The 21,824-nt window shown below is 68.1% G+C and carries 12 protein-coding genes; 5 read left to right on the forward strand and 7 right to left on the reverse strand.

The window, feature by feature from the left end:
- Positions 1 to 3 precede the first annotated feature (3 nt).
- The 5 genes from asnB to ORK51_RS13150 all read left to right on the forward strand — a co-directional run bounded on the left by asnB (position 4) and on the right by ORK51_RS13150 (position 10,570).
- Complete coding sequence (asnB, locus tag ORK51_RS13130; RefSeq protein ID WP_266085143.1) at positions 4 to 1,947, forward strand: asparagine synthase (glutamine-hydrolyzing); 1,944 nt, start codon at positions 4 to 6, stop codon at positions 1,945 to 1,947.
- 165 nt (positions 1,948 to 2,112) lie between these two features.
- Positions 2,113 to 2,673, forward strand: coding sequence for an NADPH-dependent FMN reductase (locus tag ORK51_RS13135; protein ID WP_266085144.1), 561 nt, complete (start codon positions 2,113 to 2,115; stop codon positions 2,671 to 2,673).
- Positions 2,674 to 2,887: 214 nt separating this feature from the next.
- Entirely contained in the window at positions 2,888 to 4,312 is a 1,425-nt protein-coding gene (locus tag ORK51_RS13140; protein WP_019185928.1) for a replicative DNA helicase, read from the forward strand.
- Between the two features lie 231 nt (positions 4,313 to 4,543).
- Positions 4,544 to 10,192, forward strand: coding sequence for a fibronectin type III domain-containing protein (locus tag ORK51_RS13145; protein ID WP_266085145.1), 5,649 nt, complete (start codon positions 4,544 to 4,546; stop codon positions 10,190 to 10,192).
- Positions 10,193 to 10,354: 162 nt separating this feature from the next.
- On the forward strand, positions 10,355 to 10,570 hold the full coding sequence (locus tag ORK51_RS13150) for a hypothetical protein (RefSeq protein ID WP_019185929.1): 216 nt from the start codon (positions 10,355 to 10,357) through the stop codon (positions 10,568 to 10,570).
- A gap of 180 nt (positions 10,571 to 10,750) precedes the next feature.
- On the opposite strand, the gene lpdA is transcribed toward ORK51_RS13150, so the two are convergent.
- The 7 genes from lpdA to ORK51_RS13185 all read right to left on the reverse strand — a co-directional run bounded on the left by lpdA (position 10,751) and on the right by ORK51_RS13185 (position 21,705).
- Positions 10,751 to 12,187: a dihydrolipoyl dehydrogenase gene (gene lpdA / locus ORK51_RS13155; protein WP_070425486.1), complete on the reverse strand. Its 1,437-nt coding sequence runs from the start codon at positions 12,185 to 12,187 to the stop codon at positions 10,751 to 10,753.
- 135 nt (positions 12,188 to 12,322) lie between these two features.
- Complete coding sequence (sucB, locus tag ORK51_RS13160) at positions 12,323 to 13,531, reverse strand: dihydrolipoyllysine-residue succinyltransferase (protein WP_070425485.1); 1,209 nt, start codon at positions 13,529 to 13,531, stop codon at positions 12,323 to 12,325.
- 43 nt (positions 13,532 to 13,574) lie between these two features.
- Positions 13,575 to 16,406 carry a 2-oxoglutarate dehydrogenase E1 component gene (locus tag ORK51_RS13165; RefSeq protein WP_266085146.1) on the reverse strand — a complete coding sequence of 944 codons (2,832 nt, stop codon included), beginning with the start codon at positions 16,404 to 16,406 and terminating at the stop codon, positions 13,575 to 13,577.
- A gap of 184 nt (positions 16,407 to 16,590) precedes the next feature.
- The gene (locus ORK51_RS13170) at positions 16,591 to 17,499 is read right to left on the reverse strand and encodes a GNAT family N-acetyltransferase (RefSeq protein WP_266085147.1); all 909 of its coding nucleotides are present in this window, start codon (positions 17,497 to 17,499) and stop codon (positions 16,591 to 16,593) included.
- 11 nt (positions 17,500 to 17,510) lie between these two features.
- Positions 17,511 to 18,914, reverse strand: coding sequence for a ribosomal protein uL16 3-hydroxylase (locus ORK51_RS13175; protein ID WP_266085148.1), 1,404 nt, complete (start codon positions 18,912 to 18,914; stop codon positions 17,511 to 17,513).
- A 63-nt stretch (positions 18,915 to 18,977) separates the two neighbouring features.
- Positions 18,978 to 20,345 (reverse strand): adenylosuccinate lyase, encoded by a 1,368-nt coding sequence (gene purB, locus ORK51_RS13180; RefSeq protein ID WP_026070207.1) that lies wholly within the window; start codon positions 20,343 to 20,345, stop codon positions 18,978 to 18,980.
- A gap of 37 nt (positions 20,346 to 20,382) precedes the next feature.
- A complete protein-coding gene (locus ORK51_RS13185; RefSeq protein WP_070470548.1) occupies positions 20,383 to 21,705 on the reverse strand; it encodes a hemolysin family protein in 1,323 nt (440 codons plus the stop codon).
- Between the last annotated feature and the right edge of the window lie 119 nt (positions 21,706 to 21,824).

A 21,824-nucleotide genomic window follows, 5' to 3' on the forward strand; every position in this document is an offset into this window, starting at 1 on the left:
TACATGTGTGGATTGGCAGGCATGCTGCTGCCCGCTCCGGCAAGGGAGCAGGCAGCACTGGAAGAACAGGCGCGGCGCATGGGCGACGCATTGGTGCACCGCGGCCCGGATGACAGCGGGGTATGGGCCGATGCCTCGGCCGGCATCGCGCTGGCGCATCGCCGGCTGAGCATCCTGGACCTGTCGCCGCTGGGCCATCAGCCGATGACCTCGGTGGATGGCCGTTACGTGCTGGCCTACAACGGCGAGGTCTACAACTTCGCCGAGCTGCGCGCCGAGCTGGAAGCGCTGGGGCATGGCTTCCGCGGCCATTCGGATACCGAAGTGCTGCTCGCCGCGATCACCCAGTGGGGCTTCGAGGAAACCCTGCAGCGCAGCAACGGCATGTTCGCCATCGCGCTGTGGGATCGCGCCGAGCGCTGTCTGTGGCTGGCCCGCGACCGGGTCGGCAAGAAGCCGCTGTACTACGGCTGGGCCGGTGAGACGCTGGTGTTCGGCTCCGAGCTCAAGGCCCTCTGGCAGCACCCGGCCTTCGACAACGAGGTCGACCGCGATGCGCTGACGCTGCTGCTGCGGCTGGATTACATTCCCGCGCCGCACTGCATCCACGAGCGCTGCTTCAAGCTGATGCCCGGCCGCGTGCTGCGGCTCGATGCCGAGGCGGTAGCCGCCGGTGCTGCCGCGCATCGCCCGGATCAGCTGCAGCAGCCATTCTGGAATGCGCGCGAGCGCATGCAGCAGGCGCTGGCCGCCCCGTTCACGGGCAACGATGCCGAGGCCGAAGAACGCCTGGATGCGGTGCTGCGCGACGCGGTGGCGCTGCGCATGGTGGCCGATGTGCCGGTCGGCGTGTTCCTCTCCGGCGGTACCGATTCGTCGGTGGTGGCGGCGTTGATGCAGGCGCAATCGAGCCAGCCGGTGCACAGTTTCAGCATCGGCTTTACCGGTTCGGACCATGACGAGGCGCCGCTGGCCAAGGCGCTGGCCCAGCACCTGGGCTGCGATCACACCGAGCTGTATGTCAGCGGCGCCGATGCGCTGGCGGTGGTGCCCAGCCTGCCGGCGATGTTCGATGAACCCTTCGCCGATGCCTCGCAGGTGCCCACGGCGCTGGTCGCCAGGCTGGCGCGGCAGGGCGTGACGGTGGCGCTGTCCGGTGACGGCGGCGACGAACTGTTCTTCGGTTACACCCGCTACCAGCGGGCGATGCGCAACTGGCGGCTGCTGGGCAAGGTGCCGGCGCCGCTGCGGCGCTGGATGGCCAGCCATTCACACACGCAGGGCGAGGCCTCGCGCACCGGTGGGCTGGCCGCGCTGCTGGCCGAGTCGGGCGCGCGCGGCATCGGCGATGTCTACCGCAACCGGATTTCCCGCTGGCGTGACCCGGTGGCGGCCGTGCGTGGCGCACAGGCGGCCGGCAGTTTCTACGACCTGGCCGATCCGCTGCACGGTGCCGGCTCGCCGGCCGACGCGATGATGCTGGCTGATTTCAGCACCTACCTGCCCGATGACCTGCTGTGCAAAGTGGACCGCACCAGCATGGCGGTCAGCCTGGAAGCCCGTGCACCGCTGCTGGACTGGCGCGTGGCCGAGTTTGCCTGGTCGCTGCCGATGGCGATGAAGCAGCGCGATGGCGTGAGCAAGTACCTGCTCAAGCGCGTGCTGGGCCGCTACGTACCGCAGGACATGGTGCACCGCCCCAAACGTGGCTTCGGTGCCCCGGTCAGCGCGTGGCTCAAGGGCGACCTGCGCGGCTGGGCCGATGACCTGCTGGATCCGGCGCGGCTGGCCGAGGAGGGCGTGTTCAATGTCGAGGCGGTCGCCCCGCTGTGGCAGCAGTTCAAGCAGGGCGAGCGCAAATGGCACACACACCTGTGGAACGTGCTGATGTTCCAGGCCTGGCAGGCGCATTGGCGCAGCGCACGCGCGGACGTGACGCGCGCATAGCGCTACGCGTGCGGGTCCGGACACGGAAAGCAGCCACCCATGGGGTGGCTCTACCGTATGTGGTGTCGGCCGTAGCGCCGCGCCATGCGTGGCTGACGTCGCCTTCACCGTTGCCGAAGGTGGGCCCGCCTAGGCTGGACCTTTCCCCCCAACGGAGCAAACGTGATGGCCGAATACAAGATCGCCGTACTCGTCGGTAGTCTGCGCAAGGGCTCGCACAATCAGGCGCTGGCGCGCGCGCTGGAGAAGCTGGCCGCCGGCAAGGCTGCGTTCTCATACGTGGAGATCGGCGACCTGCCGCTGTACAACCAGGATTTCGACAAGGACTACCCCAGCCAGGGCGTCCGCCTCAAACAGCAGATCCGTGACGCCGATGCGGTGCTGTTCGTCACCCCCGAATACAACCGCTCGGTGCCGGGCGTGCTCAAGAACGCCATCGACCTCGGCTCGCGCCCGTATGGCGACAGTGCCTTCGCCGGCAAGCCTGCGGCGGTGATCGGTGCCTCGATCGGTGTGATTGGCACCGCCCTGGCCCAGCAGCACCTGCGTAACATCCTGGCCTACCTGGACATGCCGGTGCTGGGCCAGCCCGAGGCCTTCCTGCACTTCAAGGAAGGGCTGATCGACGAGCAGGGCACGATCAGCAACGAGGGCACCAAGGACTTCCTGCAGGGCTTCGTGGACACGTTCATCGCCTGGGTCGGCACCCACGGCGGCACGCACTGATCCACCGCGGGAGGGTGGCGCTTCTGCGATAATGGCGTGGACGGGCGTCGCAATGGCGTCCGTCGCACGCAATGCGACGGCCCCGGCCGATCGTTCCGGCAGGCGCCGGTATCCCCAGCCCATCCACTGCTTATCCACAGGTTTGTGCATGGCTGCGGGGCTCCCCGCGTGCCTACCATGTCCCACGCCTCACACTGCAGGAAGTACGCCCCCCATGTCCGCCCGTTCTGGTTTCCGTTCCGACCGCAAAGACCGCGGTGACCGCTTTGATCGCGATGAGATGCGCATCGACGCCCTGCGCGTGCCGCCGCATTCGATCGAGGCCGAGCAGGCGGTGCTGGGCGGGCTGATGCTGGCCCCGGAAAGCTATGACCGGGTCAACGACCAGCTGACCGAAACCGACTTCTACCGCCGCGATCACCAGATGATCTACCGCGCGATCCGCGAGCTGTCCGAGCGCGACCGCCCGTTCGATGCGGTGACCCTGGGCGAGTGGTTCGAATCGCAAGGCAAGATGGAGCTGGTCGGCGATGGCGCCTACTTGATCGAACTGGCCAGCACCACGCCGTCGGCCGCCAACATCGCCGCCTATGCGGAGATCGTGCGCGACAAGGCGGTGCTGCGCCAGCTGATCCAGGTCGGCACCGACATCGTCAACGATGGCTTCCAGCCTGAAGGGCGCGAGAGCAGCGAGCTGCTCTCGGCCGCGGAAAAATCCGTGTTCGCGATCGCCGAGCAGGGCGCGCGCGGCCGCACCGATTTCGTGGCGATGCCCGGCGCGCTGAAGGATGCCTTCGAAGAGCTGCGCATCCGCTTCGAAAACGGCGGCAACATCACCGGCCTGCCGACCGGCTATGCCGACTTCGATGCGATGACCGCCGGCCTGCAGCCGACCGACCTGATCATCCTGGCCGCGCGTCCGGCCATGGGCAAGACCACCTTCGCGCTGAACATCGCCGAGTACGCCGCGATCAAATCCAAGAAGGGCGTGGCGGTGTTCTCGATGGAAATGTCGGCCTCGCAGCTGGCGATGCGCCTGATTTCCTCCAATGGCCGCATCAACGCCCAGCGCCTGCGTACCGGCCAGCTGGAAGACGAGGACTGGAGCCGCGTCACCGGCGCGATCCGGATGCTGAAGGAAACCAAGATCTTCATCGACGATACGCCGGGCGTGTCGCCGGAAATCCTGCGCTCCAAGTGCCGCCGCCTCAAGCGCGAGCACGACCTGGGCCTGATCGTGATCGACTACCTGCAGCTGATGAGCGTGCCGGGCAACAGCGAAAACCGCGCGACCGAAATCTCGGAAATCTCGCGTTCGTTGAAGGGCCTGGCCAAGGAGCTCAACGTGCCGGTGATCGCCCTGTCCCAGCTCAACCGCTCGCTGGAAACGCGTACCGACAAGCGCCCGGTGATGGCCGATCTTCGTGAATCCGGCGCTATCGAGCAGGATGCGGACATGATCGTCTTCATCTACCGCGACGATTACTACAACAAGGAAAACTCCCCGGACAAGGGCCTGGCCGAGATCATCATCGGCAAGCACCGAGGCGGCCCGACCGGCTCGTGCAAGCTCAAGTTCTTCGGTGAATACACCCGCTTCGACAATCTGTCGCACGATTCGGTGGGTTCGTTCGAGTAAGCGGCCGGGGCATCGCGCATTGGCCTGCACCGTGATGTCGCACACAAACCGCTAAAGATCCCCTGCGCCGGGCCGTTACCGCACCCGGTACCAGGGGAATCCAGCCATGTCGCCACCGCCACGCGGTGTGCGGCCGTGTGCGTTTCCCCATCTCGACGATCACCACAGCGACGGCGTTGCCGACCGGACCACGGCGGCGCGCGCTGAACGGACGGGCAAGGGGAAGTGCGGATGCTGTCAGGGGCAGGGAAGGGCAGGCTGGCGCGGGCCGCCATCTGGATGGGCGCCGGTGTACTGCAGCTGGTGCTGGGCAGCGGCATGGCCATGGCCGAATCACCGGGGTGTGCGGCGGTCAACGCGTTGAGCGGTGGCGTCACGATGACGACCAGTCAGCAGCCCACGAAATTCCTCCCGGGTGACATCGTCTCCGTCACCTTCCTCGACAGCGGGCTGGACCCCCGTATCAACCTGGCCCAGTCGGACAGCGTCATCCTGCGTGCGGCGAACTTTTCCTCGGTGGCATACGACTACCGCAGTTTCACCGGGACGCCAGGCCCTCATACGGGCAGTACGCCGGCCGGATACCTGGTGGCCAACGGCCTGTACCTTTCCGTGAGTACCCGTGGCGGCTACCTCATGAACGCGGTCGTACGCTGCGAGAACGCCTCGGCCGCGCCGCTCACGCTGGACGCCACCACGCCGCCAGTGATGACCGTGGGCCGCAATGTCGACCAGACCCTGGGGGTTCGCGGCGGCACCGCGCCCTACGCCTTCACGATCACGGCAGGGCAACTGCCTGCCGGCCTGGTGCTGGAGCCCGATGGCCGCGTGCATGGCGTGCCCGAACAGGCCGGTGGCTTCAGTGCCACCATCACCGTGGCCGATGCGACCAGGGCCAGCGCCAGTTCGGGCTACGCGGGCAGCGTCGCGGCGGGTGTACCGGACGCGCCGACCCGGGTGGTCGCCTCCGCCGCAGACGGCGAAGCCAGCATCAGCTTCCAGGCGCCGGCCCGCAACGGCGGGGCGCCGATCGCGCACTACGTCGTGATCTCCAGCGGCGGCGCGCAGGCCACCGGCAGCGCCTCGCCGATCCCCGTCACCGGGCTGGCCAATGGCGTGCCGGTACAGTTCCGCGTGCGTGCCGACAACGGCACCGAGGTGAGTGTCGACTCGGACCCGAGCAACACGGTCACCCCGCAGGCCAGCCAGGCCATCACCTTCCCGTTGCCGGCCCCACAGCCGGTCGGCACCCTGTTGTCGCTCACCGCCACGGCCAGCAGCGGGCTGCCGGTGCAGTACAGCAGCCAGACGCCGTTGGTGTGCCAGGCCGAAGCGCCTGCCAGCGTGCGCCTGCTCAGCACCGGCACCTGTACCGTGCTCGCCGAGCAGCCCGGCACGGCCGGCATCACCGCAGCCACGCCGGTGGCGCGCAGTTTCATGGTGGTGCCCGGCACCGCGTCGGCCCCCACCATGTTGCGCGCCGAACGCGCGGGCGCCACCAGCGTGGACGTATTCTTCGACCCGCCTGGCAGTGATGGCGGCAGCGCGATCACGGCCTACGAGGTGATCACCCTGCCAGGTGCATCGGTGGTTTCCGGTGCCGCCAGCCCGGTACGGGTGGAGCGCCTGCAGGCAGGGGGACGTTACACGTTCCATGTGCGCGCACGCACGGCCAGCGGTCCCGGGACGATGTCGGTGGCCTCCAACCCGGTCACCCTGCCGACCGTGCCGCGGATCAGCGCGGTGCAGGTACCGGCCGCGGGTCGCTATGTTGCCGGCCAGTCGCTCGACTTCCAGCTTGTCTTCGACCAGCCGGTGCAGGTGACGGGTACGCCGCAGCTGGTGCTGGTGATCGGCAGCGAGCGCGTGGCGGCGCAGTACGACGCCGGCTCGGGCGGCACCACGCTTGATTTCCGTTACACCGTACTGCCCGGCCAGCGGGATCTGGACGGGATCGCGATCGAATCGCTCGGATTGAACGGGGGCACCCTGCGCAACGCCGACGGCGTCGATGCGGTGCTGGTCCTGGCCGGTGTCGGTTCCACTGCTGGCATCACCGTGGGCGCCGTGGCGCCTGATGCGCCGACCATCACCGCCGTCCGTGCGGATGACGGTACGGCGACGGTGACCTTCGATCCGCCGCTGCAGAACGGCGGCGGCACGGTGTTGGATTACATCGTCACCGTGCAGCCCGGTGGCCTGCAGGTACCGGTGGCACAATCGCCGGCGGTGCTGACCAACCTGCGCAACGGTACGGCGTACCGCTTCACCGTCGCCGCGCGCAACGCGGCCGGCACGGGCGCGGCCTCGGCGCCGTCGGCACCGGTGGTGCCGATGGCCGACCAGCAGATCCAGTTCGCCGATCCGGGTCCGCAGGACCTCGGCACGTCGCCGCGGCTGGCCGCCACCGCCAGCAGCCAGTTGCCGGTGCAGTGGACGGCCACCACACCGGCGGTGTGCAGCGTGGGCCCCGACGGCACGCTGACCCTGCTGGCGGCCGGCACCTGCGGCATCGATGCCGACCAGCCCGGCGATGCCGCCACCCGTGCCGCCGTACGCGTCTCGCATCGCTTCGAAGTGCGGGCGGTGGCACCGGGTGCGCCAGCGATCGTGCAGGTCGTGCTGGCGTCCAGCCAGACTGCCGAGATCCGTTTCGTGGCTCCGGCGTTCGACGGTGGCAGCCCGATCACCGGCTACCTCGTGCAGGCGCTGCCAGGCGGGCAGAGCGTGCGCGGCGCGGCCAGCCCGCTGCGCATCGGTGGCCTGCCTGCCGGCGTCGCGCAGCGCTTTACCGTTACCGCCATCAACCGCGTGGGCAGCGGCGCGGCCTCGGCGCCATCGGACGCGCTCACCGTGCTCGATGCGCCGCGCGTGCTGCGGGTGACTCCGCCTGCAGCGGGCCGCTATCTGGCGGGGCAGACGCTGGCGTTCCAGGTCGGCTTCGACCAGCCGCTGCAGGTCGGCGTGCCACCGGTACTGCAGTTGCGTATCGGCGCACAGCAGCGCGAGGCCGTGGTGCTCGCGCAGGCGGCCGATGCGCAGGGCACCGTGCTGCGCTTTGGCTACACCGTGCAGGCCGATGACCTCGATGAGGATGGGATCGCCGTGGAGGCGCTGCAGGCCGCTGCAGGCAGCCTGCGCAATGCACAAGGCACCGACGCGGCGACGGCATTGCACGGTGTCGGCAGCACGGTGGCGGTGCTGGTCGGCGTCGAGCTGCCGGGCGCGCCGGCCGATGTGCGTGGCGTGGCCGCCGATGGCCAGGTGCTGGTGCATTTCGTTGCGCCGGCCCGCGCCGGCAGCGGCGCGATCCTCGACTACACCGTGAGCGCGCAACCGGGCGGCATCAGCGCCACCGGCAGCGGCTCGCCGATTGCCGTGACCGGGCTGGCCAACGGCACCGCGTATCGTTTCATCGTGGTCGCACGCAGCGAACACGGCCAAGGCTCGGCCTCGGCGCCTTCGGCGGCGGTCACTCCGTTGCCGGTCCTGGGCGCGGCGGACAGCCGCATCGGCATCGCTTACGGCGCAGCGGGCATCGTGCTGCCGTTGACGCTGCAGGGTGCCGCCACCCGCCTCGACGTTGTCCGCGCGCCGCAGCATGGCACGCTGGAGGTGCAGGGCACCACGCTGCGCTACACGCCGCACGCCGGTTACGCCGGCGCCGACAGCGTGGACTACACCGCCAGCGATGCCTTCAGCACCTCCGCACCGGCGACCGTGACGATCACCGTGGCCGCGCCGAGTGTAGCGATCGATGACATCGTGCCCGACGCGGCCACCGCCGGCCGCCCCTACACGCTGCAGCTGCTCAGCCGCGGCGGCAGCGCACCCTACCGCTATGCGCTGGTGGGGGGCGCATTGCCGGCCGGGATGGCGCTGACGCCGGGCGGGCAGCTGATCGGCACGCCGGTGGTTGCCGGCCGTTTTGCGGTCGATGTCGAGGTTACCGACAGCAGCACCGGCGACGGCCCATTCCAGGCCCGCCGCAGCATGGTGCTGCTGGTGGACGCGCCGCAGATCATCCCCGGCGACACTGCACCGCCGGAGGTCGCCCTGGGGCAGGCAGTGAGCACGCGCCTGCCAGTGCGTGGCGGCGTCGCCCCGTATGCGTTCCGGCTGCTGTCCGGCGAGCTGCCGCCGGGCGTGCGGTTGACTGCGGATGGGCTGCTTGAGGGCACCGCCATCCAGGCCGGCACGTTCGAGGTGCAGGTCGAGGTCCGCGATGCGCATGGCTTCACCGCCGCGCTCGGCTACCGCTTCGTGGTCGCGCAGGCCGCGCAGGCCATCAGCGCCTTCGTCGCCGATCCCGGCGCCCCGGTGTTCAGCGCGGGAGGCAGCTTCCTGTTGAGCGCCCAGGGCGGCGCCTCGGGGCAGCCGATCATCTTCGCCAGCACCACCCCGGCGGTGTGCAGCGTGGACGGCCCGCGCGTGGTCATGCTGGCGTCCGGGCGGTGCAGCCTGACCGCCGACCAGGCCGGCGACGCCAATCACCAGGCCGCCGCACAGCAGCGCTTGGACGTGGACATCGCCGCCGCGGTGCCGGTGCTGGCCTGGGCGGCAGACATGTCGCGTCTGCTGGAGCAGGGCAGCTTCGAGCTGCCGCTGCCGACCAGTGTCAGCCCCGGTGCGTTCACCTTCCACAGCAGTGCGCCGGCGGTGGCCAGCATCGAGGGCCGCACAGTCCAGGTACACGCTGAAGGCAGCGCCGTGATCACCGCACAGCAGGCCGCCAGTGGTGGTTACGCCGCCGCCCGCGTGGAACTGCGGTTGGTGGTCAATGTGCGCCCTGACCCGACCCGTGACCCGGGCGTCACCGGACTGCTGCAGGCGCAGGTGGATGCGAGCGTCCGTTTCGCCGCCGCGCAACAGGGCAACATCCGCGATCGCCTGCGCCAGGTACGCGACGGCGGCAACCCCGCCAGCAACACGCTGTCGGTGTCCAGTGGCGGTGGCGGCCCCAACGCCGCATCGCTGCCGCTGGGCAGCGCGCTCGGTACCGGCGCGGCGTGGTTGCCGGCCGGCTGGGGAACCTGGGCCGCGGGCAGCGCGAGCTACGGCCGCGGCGGGGCCACCGCAGGCGGCCGCTATGACCTGCGCAGCGACGGGCTGAGCGTCGGTGTGGACCGCCATTTCGGCGAACGCACGCTGCTCGGCGTGGCGGGCAGCGTGGGCCGCAGCGACAGCGACCAGGACGACGATCGCACCCGCCTGCGCGCCGACCAGCGCTCGCTGGCGCTGTACGGCCTGTGGCGTGGCAACGCGCACCTGTACGTGGACGCGATGATCGCCACCGGCAACCTGCAGTTCGATCTGCAGCGCTGGAGCACCGATGCCGATGCGCAGGCGCAGGCGCGGCGCGATGGCACGCAGTGGTTCGGTTCGCTCGGCCTGGGCTACGAGCAGATGCTGGCGGCAACCCGGCTGACCGGGTACGCCCGCTGGGATGCCAGCCGTACCACCCTGGATGCCTACCGCGAGCACGGCCTGGGCGTGCTGGATCTCGCCTATGGCCGCCAGACCGTGGAAAACCGCGCGCTGGCCATCGGGATGGAGGGCAGTGCGCAGGTATCGGCCGAGAGCCGGTTGCGTCCGTTCTGGAGCATCGAGTACCGGCGGGCGCTGCAGGACCGCGGGATGGCTTCGCTGAACTACGCGACGTGGTCACGGCCGCAGGACTACCAGGTAGCACTCCGCAGCTACAACGATGATGTGTTGTCGTTGCAGGCCGGCGTGGATCTGGCGATCCAGCGTGGCTGGAGCCTGTCGTTGCTGCTGGGCCATGAACAGGCGCGCGGCGCGGATCGTGCCAGCAGCATCGGCCTGCGCCTGACCTCGGGCGGGCAGGGCGGCGCGGTGGAGTCACCGCCGGTACCGTGAGTGGGCGGCGCGCCGGCCACGGTCGGCACGCCGGTTTCATCGCCGCAGCGGCAGCTTCATCCGCGCTGGGGCGTGCTTCGTCGCAGCGCGCTTGTCGCGTTCCCCGGCGCGGGGCAACGTGGCCCGGTGGGCGACGTTGCCCCGAGTCGAAGGAGACCGACGATGAAGACCCTGTTCGTGCTGGGCGTGTGGTGCCTGCTGTTCGTGCTGTGCTGGCCGCTGGCGCTGCTGGCCCTGGTGGCGTGGCCGTTGGTGTGGCTGGTCAGCCTGCCGTTCCGCCTGGTCGGCATCACGTTCTCGGCGCTGTTTGCCTTCCTGCGTGCGCTGTTGATGCTTCCGGCGCGGCTGCTGGGTGGCGGGCGCGTCGCAACGGCCTGAACAGGAATGGGATCGGGTAGTGCCGGCCGCTGGCCGGCGGCTCTTGCTGTCGGCATGGCGAGGAGCCGGCCAGCGGCCGGCACTACCAATTGCGAAGGGGCCCGTGCAGCGGCCGGCGCTGCCTGTCGCCCACAAAAAACCCCGCCGAAGCGGGGTTTTTCGTTACGCCATCAACAAGGCTCAGTTGGCCTTGTGGATCGCGCGCTTGCTCACGGCCATCGCGGCGTCATGCACCACTTCCGACAGCGACGGGTGGGCGTGGCAGATGCGCGCCAGGTCGTCGGCCGAACCGCTGAACTCCATGGTCAGCACGCCTTCGTGCACCAGCTCGGAGACGTTCGCACCGACCAGGTGCATGCCCAGGATGCGGTCGGTCTCGGCGTGTGCCAGGACCTTCACGAAGCCCGACGGCTCGATCATCGCCACGGCACGGCCGTTGGCGGCGAACGGGAAGCTGCCGGCCTTGTACGGAATGCCCTCGGCCTTCAGCTGCTGCTCGGTCTTGCCGACCCAGGCCAGCTCCGGCTCGGTGTAGATCACCCACGGGATCGTGTCGAAGTTGACGTGGCCCGGCAGGCCCGCGATCAGCTCGGCCACGGCAATGCCTTCCTCGAAGCCCTTGTGCGCCAGCATCGGGCCGCGCACGCAGTCACCGACCGCCCAGACGCCATCGACGCCGGTGTGGCAGTGTGCGTCCACTTCGATCTGGCCACGCTCGTTGATCTTGACGCCGGTGCCTTCGGCCAGCAGGCCCTTGGTGGCGGCGCGACGGCCGACGGCCACCAGCAGCTTGTCCACGACCAGGCTCTTTTCGCCTTCAGCATCGGCGTAGGTCAGGGCGACTTCCTTCTTCTTGCCCTTGCCGGTCACCTCGGCCTTGGAGACCTTGGCGCCCAGGCGGATGTCCAGGCCCTGCTTCTTGAATTCCTTCAGGGCGGTCTTGGCCACTTCGGCATCGGCCGCGGCCAGGAAGTCCGGCAGCGCTTCCAGGATGGTCACTTCCGAACCCAGACGCTTCCAGACGCTGCCCAGTTCCAGGCCGATCACGCCGGCACCGATCACGGCCAGGCGAGCCGGCACTTCGGTGAAATCCAGGCCGCCGACGTTGTCGACGATGGTTTCGCCATCGAACTTGGCGAACGGCAGTTCGATCGAATCCGAACCGGCGGCGATGATGACGTTGGTGCCCTTCAGCTCGACTTCCGAACCGTCGTGCTGCTTGACCTTGACGATGTTGCCCGGCTGCAGCTCACCGAAACCGTAGTACGCGGTGACCTTGTTCGCCTTGAACAGCATGGCGATGCCGCCGGTGAACTGCTTGACGATCTTGTCCTTGCGGCCAACCATCGCCTCGACGTCCATCTTGGCATCCTTGAAGCTGATGCCGTGGTCGCCAAAGATGTGGCCCATGTTCCAGAACTGGCGCGAGGAATCGAGCAGCGCCTTGGACGGGATGCAGCCCACGCGCAGGCAGGTGCCACCCAGGGCCGGCTTGCCGTCCTTGCCCAGCGCAGCGTCGATGCAGGCGGTCTTCAGACCCAGCTGCGCGGCGCGGATGGCGGCATGGTAGCCGGCCGGACCGGCACCGATGACGACGACGTCGAATTGTTCAGCCATTGATAGTTCCTTGTTGCATTCCCGAGCTTCGCTTGAAGCCGGTGGCGCGCAGGCGCCGGGGGAGAGAGCAGGGCAGTGCGGTGCAGTGCCGTAAAACCAGAACCCCTCCGCGCGGGCGCGGAGGGGTGGGAGGTCTTACAGGCCGAACAGCATGCGGCCCGGGTTTTCCAGCTGGTTCTTGATGTCCACCAGGAACTGGACCGAGTCCTTGCCGTCGATGATGCGGTGATCGTAGGACAGCGCCAGGTACATCATCGGCGCGATCACGACCTGGCCGTTCTGCGCGATCGGACGCTCCTTGATGGCGTGCATGCCCAGGATGGCGCTCTGCGGCGGGTTGATGATCGGGGTCGACAGCAGCGAACCGAAGGTGCCGCCGTTGGTCACGGTGAAGGTGCCGCCCTGCAGTTCTTCCAGGCTCAGCTTGCCGTCACGGGCCTTCTTGGCGTAGTCGGCGATGGTCTTTTCGATATCGGCGAAGGACATGCGCTCGACGTTGCGCAGCACCGGGGTCACCAGACCCTTCTCGGTCGACACGGCGATCGAGATGTCCGAGTAGCCGTGATAGATGATGTCGTCACCGTCGATCGAGGCATTGACCAGCGGGAAGCGCTGCAGTGCGTTGGCGGCGGCCTTCACGAAGAAGCTCATGAAGCCCAGCTTGATGCCGTGCGCCTTGACGAACTCGTCCTGCAGATCCTTGCGCGCGGCCGAGACCTTGGACAGGTCGACCTCGTTGAAGGTGGTCAGCATCGCGGTGCCGTTCTTGGACTGCATCAGGCGCTCGGCGATGCGCTTGCGGATGCGGGTCATCGGCACGCGTTCTTCCGGACGTGCGCCACCGGACTTGCCGGCGCCGCCGTTGCGGGCGAAGTTGACGATGTCTTCCTTGGTCACCGCGCCGCGGCGGCCGGTGCCGTCCACGTCGGCCGGGTTCACGCCTTCGGTGATGGCGGTGAAGCGGGCACCCGGGGGCAGCGAATCGGCAGCGGACTTGGTGGCCGGGGCCGGCGCTGCGGCAGCGGCCGGAGCGGCAGCGGCCGGTGCCGGAGCAGCGGCCGGGGCGTCGGCCTTCTTCTCTTCGGCCGGCGCAGCAGCAGCGGTCGCACCTTCTTCGATGATGGCCACGACCTGGCTGGAGGTCACGGTGGCGCCCACCTCGAACTTGATCTCCTTCAGCACGCCATCGACCGGCGACGGCACTTCCAGGACGACCTTGTCGGTTTCCAGATCAAGCAGGTTTTCATCGCGCTTGACGGCATCGCCGACCTTCTTGTGCCAGGTGGCGATGGTGCCGTCGGCGACGGATTCGGGCAGTACCGGGGCTTTGACTTCGGTGGCCATGCGGGAGCTTCCTGGTTTGTCTTTTCTAGAATGAGGGGGAGAGTTATTCAGCGACCGAGTCGTTGAACGGGTTGACCAGGGCATCGGCGATCAGCTTCTGCTGCTCGATGATGTGGTCAGCCATGTGTCCAGCGGCCGGCGATGCCGAACGGGCGCGACCTGCGTAATGGATGCTCTGGCCATCGGCCAGGCACGCCTGCAGGTGGTGACGGATCTGGTACCAGGCACCCTGGTTCTGCGGTTCTTCCTGACACCACACCACATCGGCCGCCTTGCCGTACTTCTTCAGCTCTGCTGCCAGTGCCACGCGCGGGAACGGATACAGCTGCTCCACGCGGATGATGGCGACATCGTCCTGGCCACGCTTGGTCTGGTCTTCCAGCAGGTCGTAGTAGACCTTGCCCGAGCACAACACCACGCGCTTGACCTTCCTGGCGTCTGCGTTGGCATCGCCGATCAGGTGCTGGAACTCGCCGTTGGCCAGTTCGTCCAGGGTCGACACGGCCAGCTTGTGGCGCAGCAGCGACTTGGGCGACATGACGATCAGCGGCTTGCGGGTGGTCATGCGCATCTGGCGACGCAGCATGTGGTACGCCTGCGCCGGGGTCGACGGCACGCACACCAGCATGTTCTCCAGCGCGCACAGCTGCAGGAAACGCTCCAGGCGTGCGGAGCTGTGCTCCGGGCCCTGGCCTTCATAACCGTGCGGCAGCAGCAGGGTCAGGCCGGTGATGCGGCCCCACTTGGCTTCGCCGGCGGCGATGAACTGATCGATCACGACCTGGGCGCCGTTGGCGAAGTCGCCGAACTGGCCTTCCCAGATGCACAGGGTGTTCGGATCGGTGGTGGAGAAGCCGTACTCGTAGGCCATCACGGCTTCTTCGCTGAGCAGCGAATCGATGATGGTGGCCTGTTCCGGCGACTCGACCAGCTGGCGCAGCGGCAGGTAGTAGTTGTCGGTCTTCTGGTCGTGCAGGATCGCGTGGCGGTGCGTGAACGTACCGCGGCCGACGTCCTGGCCGACCAGGCGCAGGTTGTTGCCTTCGTCGAGGATGGTGGCGTAGGCCAGGTTCTCGGCGAAGCCCCAGTCGCCCGGGATCTCGCCTGCGGCCATCTTGCGGCGGTCGTCATAGACCTTGGCCACGCGCGAGTGCAGTTCCACGCCTTCGGGCACGGTGTTGATCATCTGCGCCAGCTGCTTGACCTTCTCCATGCCCACGGCAGTGGAGACGGCGTCGGACAGCTTGCCGTTGAGCAGCTTGGGCCAGTCCACGTACATCTTGCTGGTGGCCGGCGTCTTCTCGACCTGGGCCAGCTCGGTGGTGACTTCGCCGGCATCGAGCTTGTTGCGGTACGCATCAACCAGGGCCTTGCCGGCACCGGCTTCGATCACGCCGGCCGCTTCCAGCGTCGCGGCGTACAGCTCGCGGGTGGTCTGGTGCTTGCGGATGACCTGGTACATCAGCGGCTGGGTGATCGCCGGTTCATCGGCTTCGTTGTGGCCCCAGCGGCGGTAGCACATCAGGTCGATGACCACGTCCTTGCTGAACTTCTGGCGGAACTCGAAGGCCAGCTTGGCGGCGAACACGACCGCTTCGGGATCGTCGCCGTTCACGTGCAGCACGGGCGCGGCGATCATCTTGGCCACGTCGGTGCAGTACAGCGTGGAGCGCGAATCTTCCGGATTGGAGGTGGTGAAGCCGACCTGGTTGTTGACCACGATGTGCACCGTGCCACCAACGGCGAAGCCGCGGGCCTGGGACATCTGGAACAGCTCCATCACCACGCCCTGACCGGCGAAGGCCGCATCACCGTGGATCAGGATCGGCATCACCTGCTTGCGGGCGGTATCGCCACGGCGTTCCTGGCGCGAACGGACGCTGCCGGCCACGACCGGATCGGCGATTTCCAGGTGCGACGGGTTGAACGCCAGCGCCAGGTGGACCGCGCCGCCGGCGGTGGCGACGTCGGCCGAGAAGCCCATGTGGTACTTCACATCGCCGGCGGAGGCGTGGTCGTCGTGCTCGAACTTGCCTTCGAACTCGTCGAACAGCTTGCGCGGGCTCTTGCCGAGGGTGTTGACCAGCACGTTCAGGCGGCCGCGGTGGGCCATGCCGATCACCACGTCCTTGACGCCATCCTTGCCGGCGTCACGGATGATGGTGTCCATCATCGGGATCAGCGAATCGCCGCCTTCCAGCGAGAAGCGCTTCTGGCCCACGTACTTGGTGTGCAGGTAGCGCTCCAGACCCTCGGCAGCCGTCAGGCGCTCCAGGGTACGGCGCTGGGTGTCTGCGTCCAGGTTGTAGTTGCCACCGGCCATTTCCAGGCGCTGGTACAGCCACTGGCGCTGCTCGACCTCGGAGATGTGCATGAATTCCGCACCGATCGAGCCGGTGTAGGTCTTCTTCAGGCGCTCCAGCAGGTCACGCAGTTTCATGCGCGGCTGGCCGGCGACGCCGCCGGTGCTGAACTCACTGCCCAGGTCGCTTTCCGACAGGCTGTGGAACGGCAGGCCCAGATCCGGCGGATTGGTCGGCGCGGTCAGGCTCAGCGGGTCCAGGCGGGCACCGAGGTGGCCACGCGACCGGTAAGCGGTGATCAGGCGGCCGACATTGCGCTCGCGCTCGTCGCCGGCACCATCGGCGGTGCCGCTCTTGATGGCGTTTTTGGCGGCGTCGGCAATGTGGGCGATGACGGCCGAATGCGGAATATCACCGGCTTCGCGGCCCTGGAAGCCGTCGAAGTAGGTCTTCCATTTGGGATCGACACTGTCCGGAGAAACGAGGTACTGCTCGTACAGATCCTCGATATAGGAGGCGTTGCCGCCGGCGAGCTGCGAAGATTGCGCAAACTGCTTCAGTTGATTGTCCACGATGGAGAGTCGGATTCGCTTGTGGGGTAAGGCTTCGATGATCCGGCAGGGAAAAGTGAATAGCCTGCGCGGGCGGTATCTAACGCCCCAAATTGTACCCCCAACGCGACAGGAAGGGGCACCGTACGGTCCAGTGCGGGAACCGCGGTGTCATTCCCAGACAGGTTCGGGGCCGCGCGGTGGGCTACAGGCCGAGTGCCCGCAGTTCGCTGCAATCACGCGAACGTTCCCATACGCGCTGCAAACCTTCCTGCAACGGTCGTGAACGTGCCGGTTGGGCCAGCCCGGCCTCGCCATCGAAGCGGTGGCCGCTCAGACGAAAGTAGTAGTCGCCCGTGTCGTTGAGCAGGCAGGCAGATGGCGTCGCGCGGTCGATCGGATCGCTCACCTCGCGCACCCGGAAGACGCTCGGCAGCCGCTGGAGCAGGCTCAGCACGGGTGAGCCGGCCTGACGGATGGCGGCGCTGTCGTGGACGATCAGCCAGGCCTGTTTGTCGTGGCGGGCGGTGGCGTAGCGGCGCAACGCTTCCAGCACCGGCGGTGCATCGAGCAGGCCGGGGTCGAGCTGGCGGCTGTGGATCCACAGCTGGCGACGGGAGCGGTGGATCAACGCGGTGGTGATCGCCACGGCCTCTTCGGCGCGCTCGATCGCGACTGCACCGGACAGGGCCAGCCGCATGTGCTGGTGGGCGATGCCGGCCTCTTCGAAGATCTCGCCTTCCGGCAGAAAGCCCTGCCGGGTATAGAACACGCGGGCCGGCAGCTGCGCATGCAGCCCGACCTCGCGCCAGCCCCGGGCCCGGGCCTGGTCGACCAGGGCCAGCAGCAGGGCTTCGCCGACGCCTTTGCCACGCCAGGCGGCCAGTACCGCCATGCGGCCGATCCGGCCGTCCGGGGTGAGCCGTCCGGCTCCGATCGGGGTGCCGGCGGTGTCGCAGGCCAGGACATGCACGCTCAGGGGGTCGAGCGCGTCGATCTCCAGTTCGGCGGGGACCTGCTGCTCGTCGACGAACACGGTGAACCGGACCCGGTGCAGCGCGGCGTGCTGCACCGGGTAGTCGACCACATCAACGTGGAAGCCGGGGCCGGTCATGGCGGGGGCGGTCAGCCGCGCTGGGGCTCGTCCTTGCCGTCGGTCTCGTCGCTGTCGTCGAAATCGACGATCACCTCGATGCCGTCGTCATGGATGGTCACCTCGTGCACGTCGGCCTCGATGGCCTCGTCGTCGACCACGTCGACTGCCTCGGTGCCGTCGACGATGTCGTACTCGGCGACGTAGTCGTCTTCGTCCTCCAGGCCGGCGTCTTCCACCAGCTGGTAGAAGCCGCCGGCGACCAGTGCCTGCACGGCATCACGGCCCTTGGCCGAGAGTTTCTGGTACAGCGCCGCACCGATCTGTTCGGCGCCGGCCAGTACCTGGGCATCCTTGACCGGCAGCGCGAAGTCCAGGCCGCTGCAGTACAGGCTGGCGCCACGCTTGGCACGGCGCCAGGCCAGGCGCGCCCAGGGGTGGCGATGCAGTTCCACGCCGGCACCCAGGGCGGCTTCGATCTCTTCGCGCGGCAGCGGTTCGCCCTGCGCCATCACTTCCCCGGCGGCACGGTAGGTGGTGATGAAGCGGCCGAACCAGTCGCCGAGCTTGTCCGGATCGTTCATCCGGATGGCGTTGAGCGCTTCGACGACGCGGTTCATGGAGACCACGTCGATCTCGTTCGGATCCTCCGGCACCTTCAGGTCCGGATCCTGGTAACGGATGGACTCGTCGGCGCCCTCGATCAGGGTATCGAGGTAGTCGCTGATCAGTTCGGCCGAGGCCGGGGCGCGCATGCCGAAGGAGAACGTCAGGCAGGGGTCTTCGGCAACGCCGTTGTGCGGCACGTTCGGCGGCAGGTAGAGCATGTCGCCCGGGGCCAGCACCCAGTCGTGGGTCGGCTTGAAGCGGCGCAGCAGCTTGAGTTCGACGTCGTCGCGGAAGTCCAGCGGCGGGCGCTTGCCCTTGATGGATTCGCTGGCGTCGATCTGCCAGCGGCGGTGGCCGTAAGCCTGCAGCAGGAAGACGTCGTACTGGTCCACGTGGGCGCCGACCGAGCCGCCGGTGGCGGCGAAGCTGATCATCACATCGTCCATGCGCCAGCGCGGCAGGAAATCGAAGTGGCTGATCAGGGCGCGCACGTCGGCGTCCCACTTGTCCACGTCCTGGACCAGCAGGGTCCAGTCGTGGTCCGGCATGCCGGGGAATTCTTCTTCCTGGAACGGGCCGGTGCGCACGGTCCAGCCATCGGTGGCGCGGTCGTGGGTGATCAGCCGCGACAGCGCGCTTTCTTCACAGGCCAGACCGGCGAGGTCTTCGGGCTGCACCGGGGTCTCGAAATCGGGGAAGGCGCCGCGGATGAGCAGCGGGCGCTTCTGCCAGTAATCGCGCAGGAAGGTAGCGGCGGGCATGCCCAGCGGCAGGCCGGGACGGGCCTGGATTTCGATGACGGGGGTTTTGATCTTGCGTGCGGCCATGGGGGAGATCCTTGGAGCGTGTAGACGGTAGTTCGGGGGCGCAGCGGGGCGGCGCCCATGCCTTCAGATCGCCTTGGCCAGGTCCGCTGCCAGGCCGATGTAGCCGCCCGGGGTCAGCGCGCGCAGGCTCTGCTTGGCGTCGGCGGGCAGGTCCAGCGATTCAACGAAGGCCTGCATCGATTCGGTGGTGATGCCCTGGCCGCGGGTGAGCGCCTTGAGCTGTTCGTAGGGGTTGGGCAGGCCATGGCGGCGCATGACGGTCTGCACCGCTTCGGCCAGCACTTCCCATGCGGCGTCCAGGTCGGCATCCAGGCGTTCCGGATTGACGGTCAGCTTGCCCAGGCCCTTGGCCAGCGAGTCCAGGGCGACCTGGGTATGGCCGAAGGCGGTGCCGACCGCGCGCAGCACGGTGGAGTCGGTCAGATCGCGCTGCCAGCGGCTGATCGGCAGCTTGGCGCTGAAATGCTCGAACAGGGCGTTGGCGATGCCGAAGTTGCCTTCGGCGTTTTCGAAGTCGATCGGGTTGACCTTGTGCGGCATGGTCGAGGAGCCGACTTCGCCTTCCTTGAGCTTCTGCTTGAAGTAGCCCAGCGAGATATAGCCCCAGACGTCGCGCGCCAGGTCGATCAGGATGATGTTGGCGCGGCGCGCGGCATCGCCGATCTCGGCGACGTTGTCGTGCGGCTCGATCTGGGTGGTGTACGGGTTGAAGACCAGGCCGAGGCTTTCCACGAAGCGCTGGGCGAAGGCCGGCCAGTCCACGTCCGGGTAGGCGATGACGTGCGCGTTGTAGTTGCCCACCGCGCCATTGATCTTGCCGGTCAGTTCGACGGCGGCGATCTGGCGGCGCTGGCGCTCCAGGCGGGCCACGACGTTGGCCACTTCCTTGCCCAGGGTGGTCGGCGAGGCGGTCTGGCCATGGGTGCGCGAGAGCATCGGCTGGGCGGCCTGGGCATGGGCGAGGGCACGCAGCACGCCGGCGATGTTGTCCAGCGAGGGCAGCAGCACCTCGCGGCGGGCCTGCTCGAGCATCAGCCCGTAGCTGAGGTTGTTGATGTCCTCGCTGGTGCAGGCGAAATGCACGAACTCCAGCGCCGGGCCCAGCTCCGCATCGGCGGTGAGCTGCTCCTTGATGAAGTACTCCACGGCCTTGACGTCGTGGTTGGTGGTGCGCTCGATCTCCTTCACCCGCGCGGCGTGGGCCGGGGCAAAGTCGTCGGCCAAGGCGCGCAGGCGCGCGGTGGCGGCAGCCGAGAACGGCGCCAGTTCGACGATGCCCGGCTCATTGGCCAGTGCCAGCAGCCATTCCACTTCCACCTTCACGCGGGCCTTGATCAGGCCGTATTCGGAGAAAATCGGGCGCAGGGCGTCGACCTTGCCGGCGTAGCGGCCATCGAGCGGGGACAGGGCGAGCAGGGCGAATTCGGACATGGCAGGGCGCAGATCGGTGGCAGCGGGGGCCGCCATTCTACGCTGCCCCGGCGTCCTCGGCCTGTGCCATGCGCACCGTCACGGCCTGGATCCGGTGCCCGGCCATGCGCTTGATCGTGAACTGGTGCCCGTCGATCTCCAGCTGCTCGCCTTCCTCGGGCAGCCGCTGGAGCTGGTGCACGATCAGCCCGCCGACCGAATTGAGGTGGTCCGGCGCGCTCAGGTCGTGCCCCAGCAGCCGCTCCAGCCGGAAGATCGAGGTCGAGCCGGCCACCAGCAGGGTGCCGTCGGCGCCACGGGTGGGGGCGTCCTTGACGATATGCGGGTGTTCGTCCTCGATATCCCCGACCACCACTTCCAGCAGGTCTTCCAGGGTGAAGTAGCCCAGGATGCGGCCGTGCTCTTCCACGCACAGCGCCAGGTGGGTGGTGCCGGTGCGGAAGCGCTCCAGCACCAGCGGTACCGGGGTTTCCAGCGCGATCAGGTTGGCCGGGCGCAGCAGCGGGCGCAGGTCGTCGGTGGGATTGCCTCGAGCGATCTCGACCAGCAGGTCCTTCATGTGCAGGATGCCCAGCACTTCCTCGCCATCGCGGTCGAACCACGGGTAGCGGCTGTAGCGGCTTTCGGCGAACTCGGCCATGACGTCGGCCAGGCGCATGCCTTCGCGGAACGAGCGCATGTGGTCGCGGGAGCGCATCAGGTCGCCGGCCACCAGCTCGGGCAGCTCCAGCGCGTGGCTCATCAAGGTGAGGTCCTGGTCAGGCGCACTGCCGAGCGGTTGCTGGCGACCCACGATCAGCTTGAGCTCCTCGCGCGAATAGCGGTGCGAGGTGTGCTCCACATCGCCCCAGCCGGCCAGGCGCAGCAGCGCATTGGCGCTGTTGTTGAGCAGCCAGATGGCCGGGTACATGGCCCAATAGAACAGGTACAGCGGCGCGGCCGTCCACAGCGACATCGCCTCGGGGCGACGGATCGCCATCGATTTCGGCGCCAGTTCGCCCAACACGATGTGCAGGAACGAGATCAGGCTGAAGGCGATGATGAAGGACGTCAGGCGCGAGGCTTCCGGGGTCAGCCCCAAGGTGTCGAACAACGGCTGCAGCAGGTGTGCGAAGGCCGGCTCACCGACCCAGCCCAGGCCCAGCGAGGACAGCGTGATGCCCAGCTGGCAGGCCGACAGGTACGCATCCAGGTGCGAGTGCACGTTGAGCAGCAGCCGTCCCCGCCAGCCATGGTTCTCGGCCAGGCCGACGGCCTGGGTATGGCGCAGCTTCACCAGGGCGAACTCGGCGGCCACGAAGAAGCCGTTGAGCACCACCAGCAGCAGGGCCAGCAGCAGAAGCAGGAGGTTGCCGATCATCCGCGGCCCCGCAGCGCTGCTGCCTGGAGCGGAACGGCACCCGCGGTCGCCAGGGCGGCGAGGGCGGTCATCGGTGCGTGCGCGCTCGCACGCCCGGTACTACTGTCGGGATCGTCACC

The organism is Stenotrophomonas sp. RIT-551 (assembly GCF_026241915.1).
In the GTDB taxonomy this organism is placed as follows: domain Bacteria; phylum Pseudomonadota; class Gammaproteobacteria; order Xanthomonadales; family Xanthomonadaceae; genus Stenotrophomonas; species Stenotrophomonas bentonitica_A.

Excerpts from the sequence above, each read along its gene's own strand:
- asnB (WP_266085143.1), top strand. The coding sequence starts at position 4 with ATGTGTGGATTGGCAGGCATGCTGCTGCCCGCTCCGGCAAGGGAGCAG.
- sucB (WP_070425485.1), bottom strand. The coding sequence starts at position 13,531 with ATGGCCACCGAAGTCAAAGCCCCGGTACTGCCCGAATCCGTCGCCGAC.
- purB (WP_026070207.1), bottom strand. The coding sequence starts at position 20,345 with ATGTCCGAATTCGCCCTGCTCGCCCTGTCCCCGCTCGATGGCCGCTAC.
- ORK51_RS13135 (WP_266085144.1), top strand. The coding sequence starts at position 2,113 with ATGGCCGAATACAAGATCGCCGTACTCGTCGGTAGTCTGCGCAAGGGC.
- ORK51_RS13150 (WP_019185929.1), top strand. The coding sequence starts at position 10,355 with ATGAAGACCCTGTTCGTGCTGGGCGTGTGGTGCCTGCTGTTCGTGCTG.
- ORK51_RS13140 (WP_019185928.1), top strand. The coding sequence starts at position 2,888 with ATGTCCGCCCGTTCTGGTTTCCGTTCCGACCGCAAAGACCGCGGTGAC.
- ORK51_RS13170 (WP_266085147.1), bottom strand. The coding sequence starts at position 17,499 with ATGACCGGCCCCGGCTTCCACGTTGATGTGGTCGACTACCCGGTGCAG.
- ORK51_RS13185 (WP_070470548.1), bottom strand. The coding sequence starts at position 21,705 with ATGATCGGCAACCTCCTGCTTCTGCTGCTGGCCCTGCTGCTGGTGGTG.
- ORK51_RS13145 (WP_266085145.1), top strand. The coding sequence starts at position 4,544 with ATGCTGTCAGGGGCAGGGAAGGGCAGGCTGGCGCGGGCCGCCATCTGG.
- ORK51_RS13175 (WP_266085148.1), bottom strand. The coding sequence starts at position 18,914 with ATGGCCGCACGCAAGATCAAAACCCCCGTCATCGAAATCCAGGCCCGT.
- lpdA (WP_070425486.1), bottom strand. The coding sequence starts at position 12,187 with ATGGCTGAACAATTCGACGTCGTCGTCATCGGTGCCGGTCCGGCCGGC.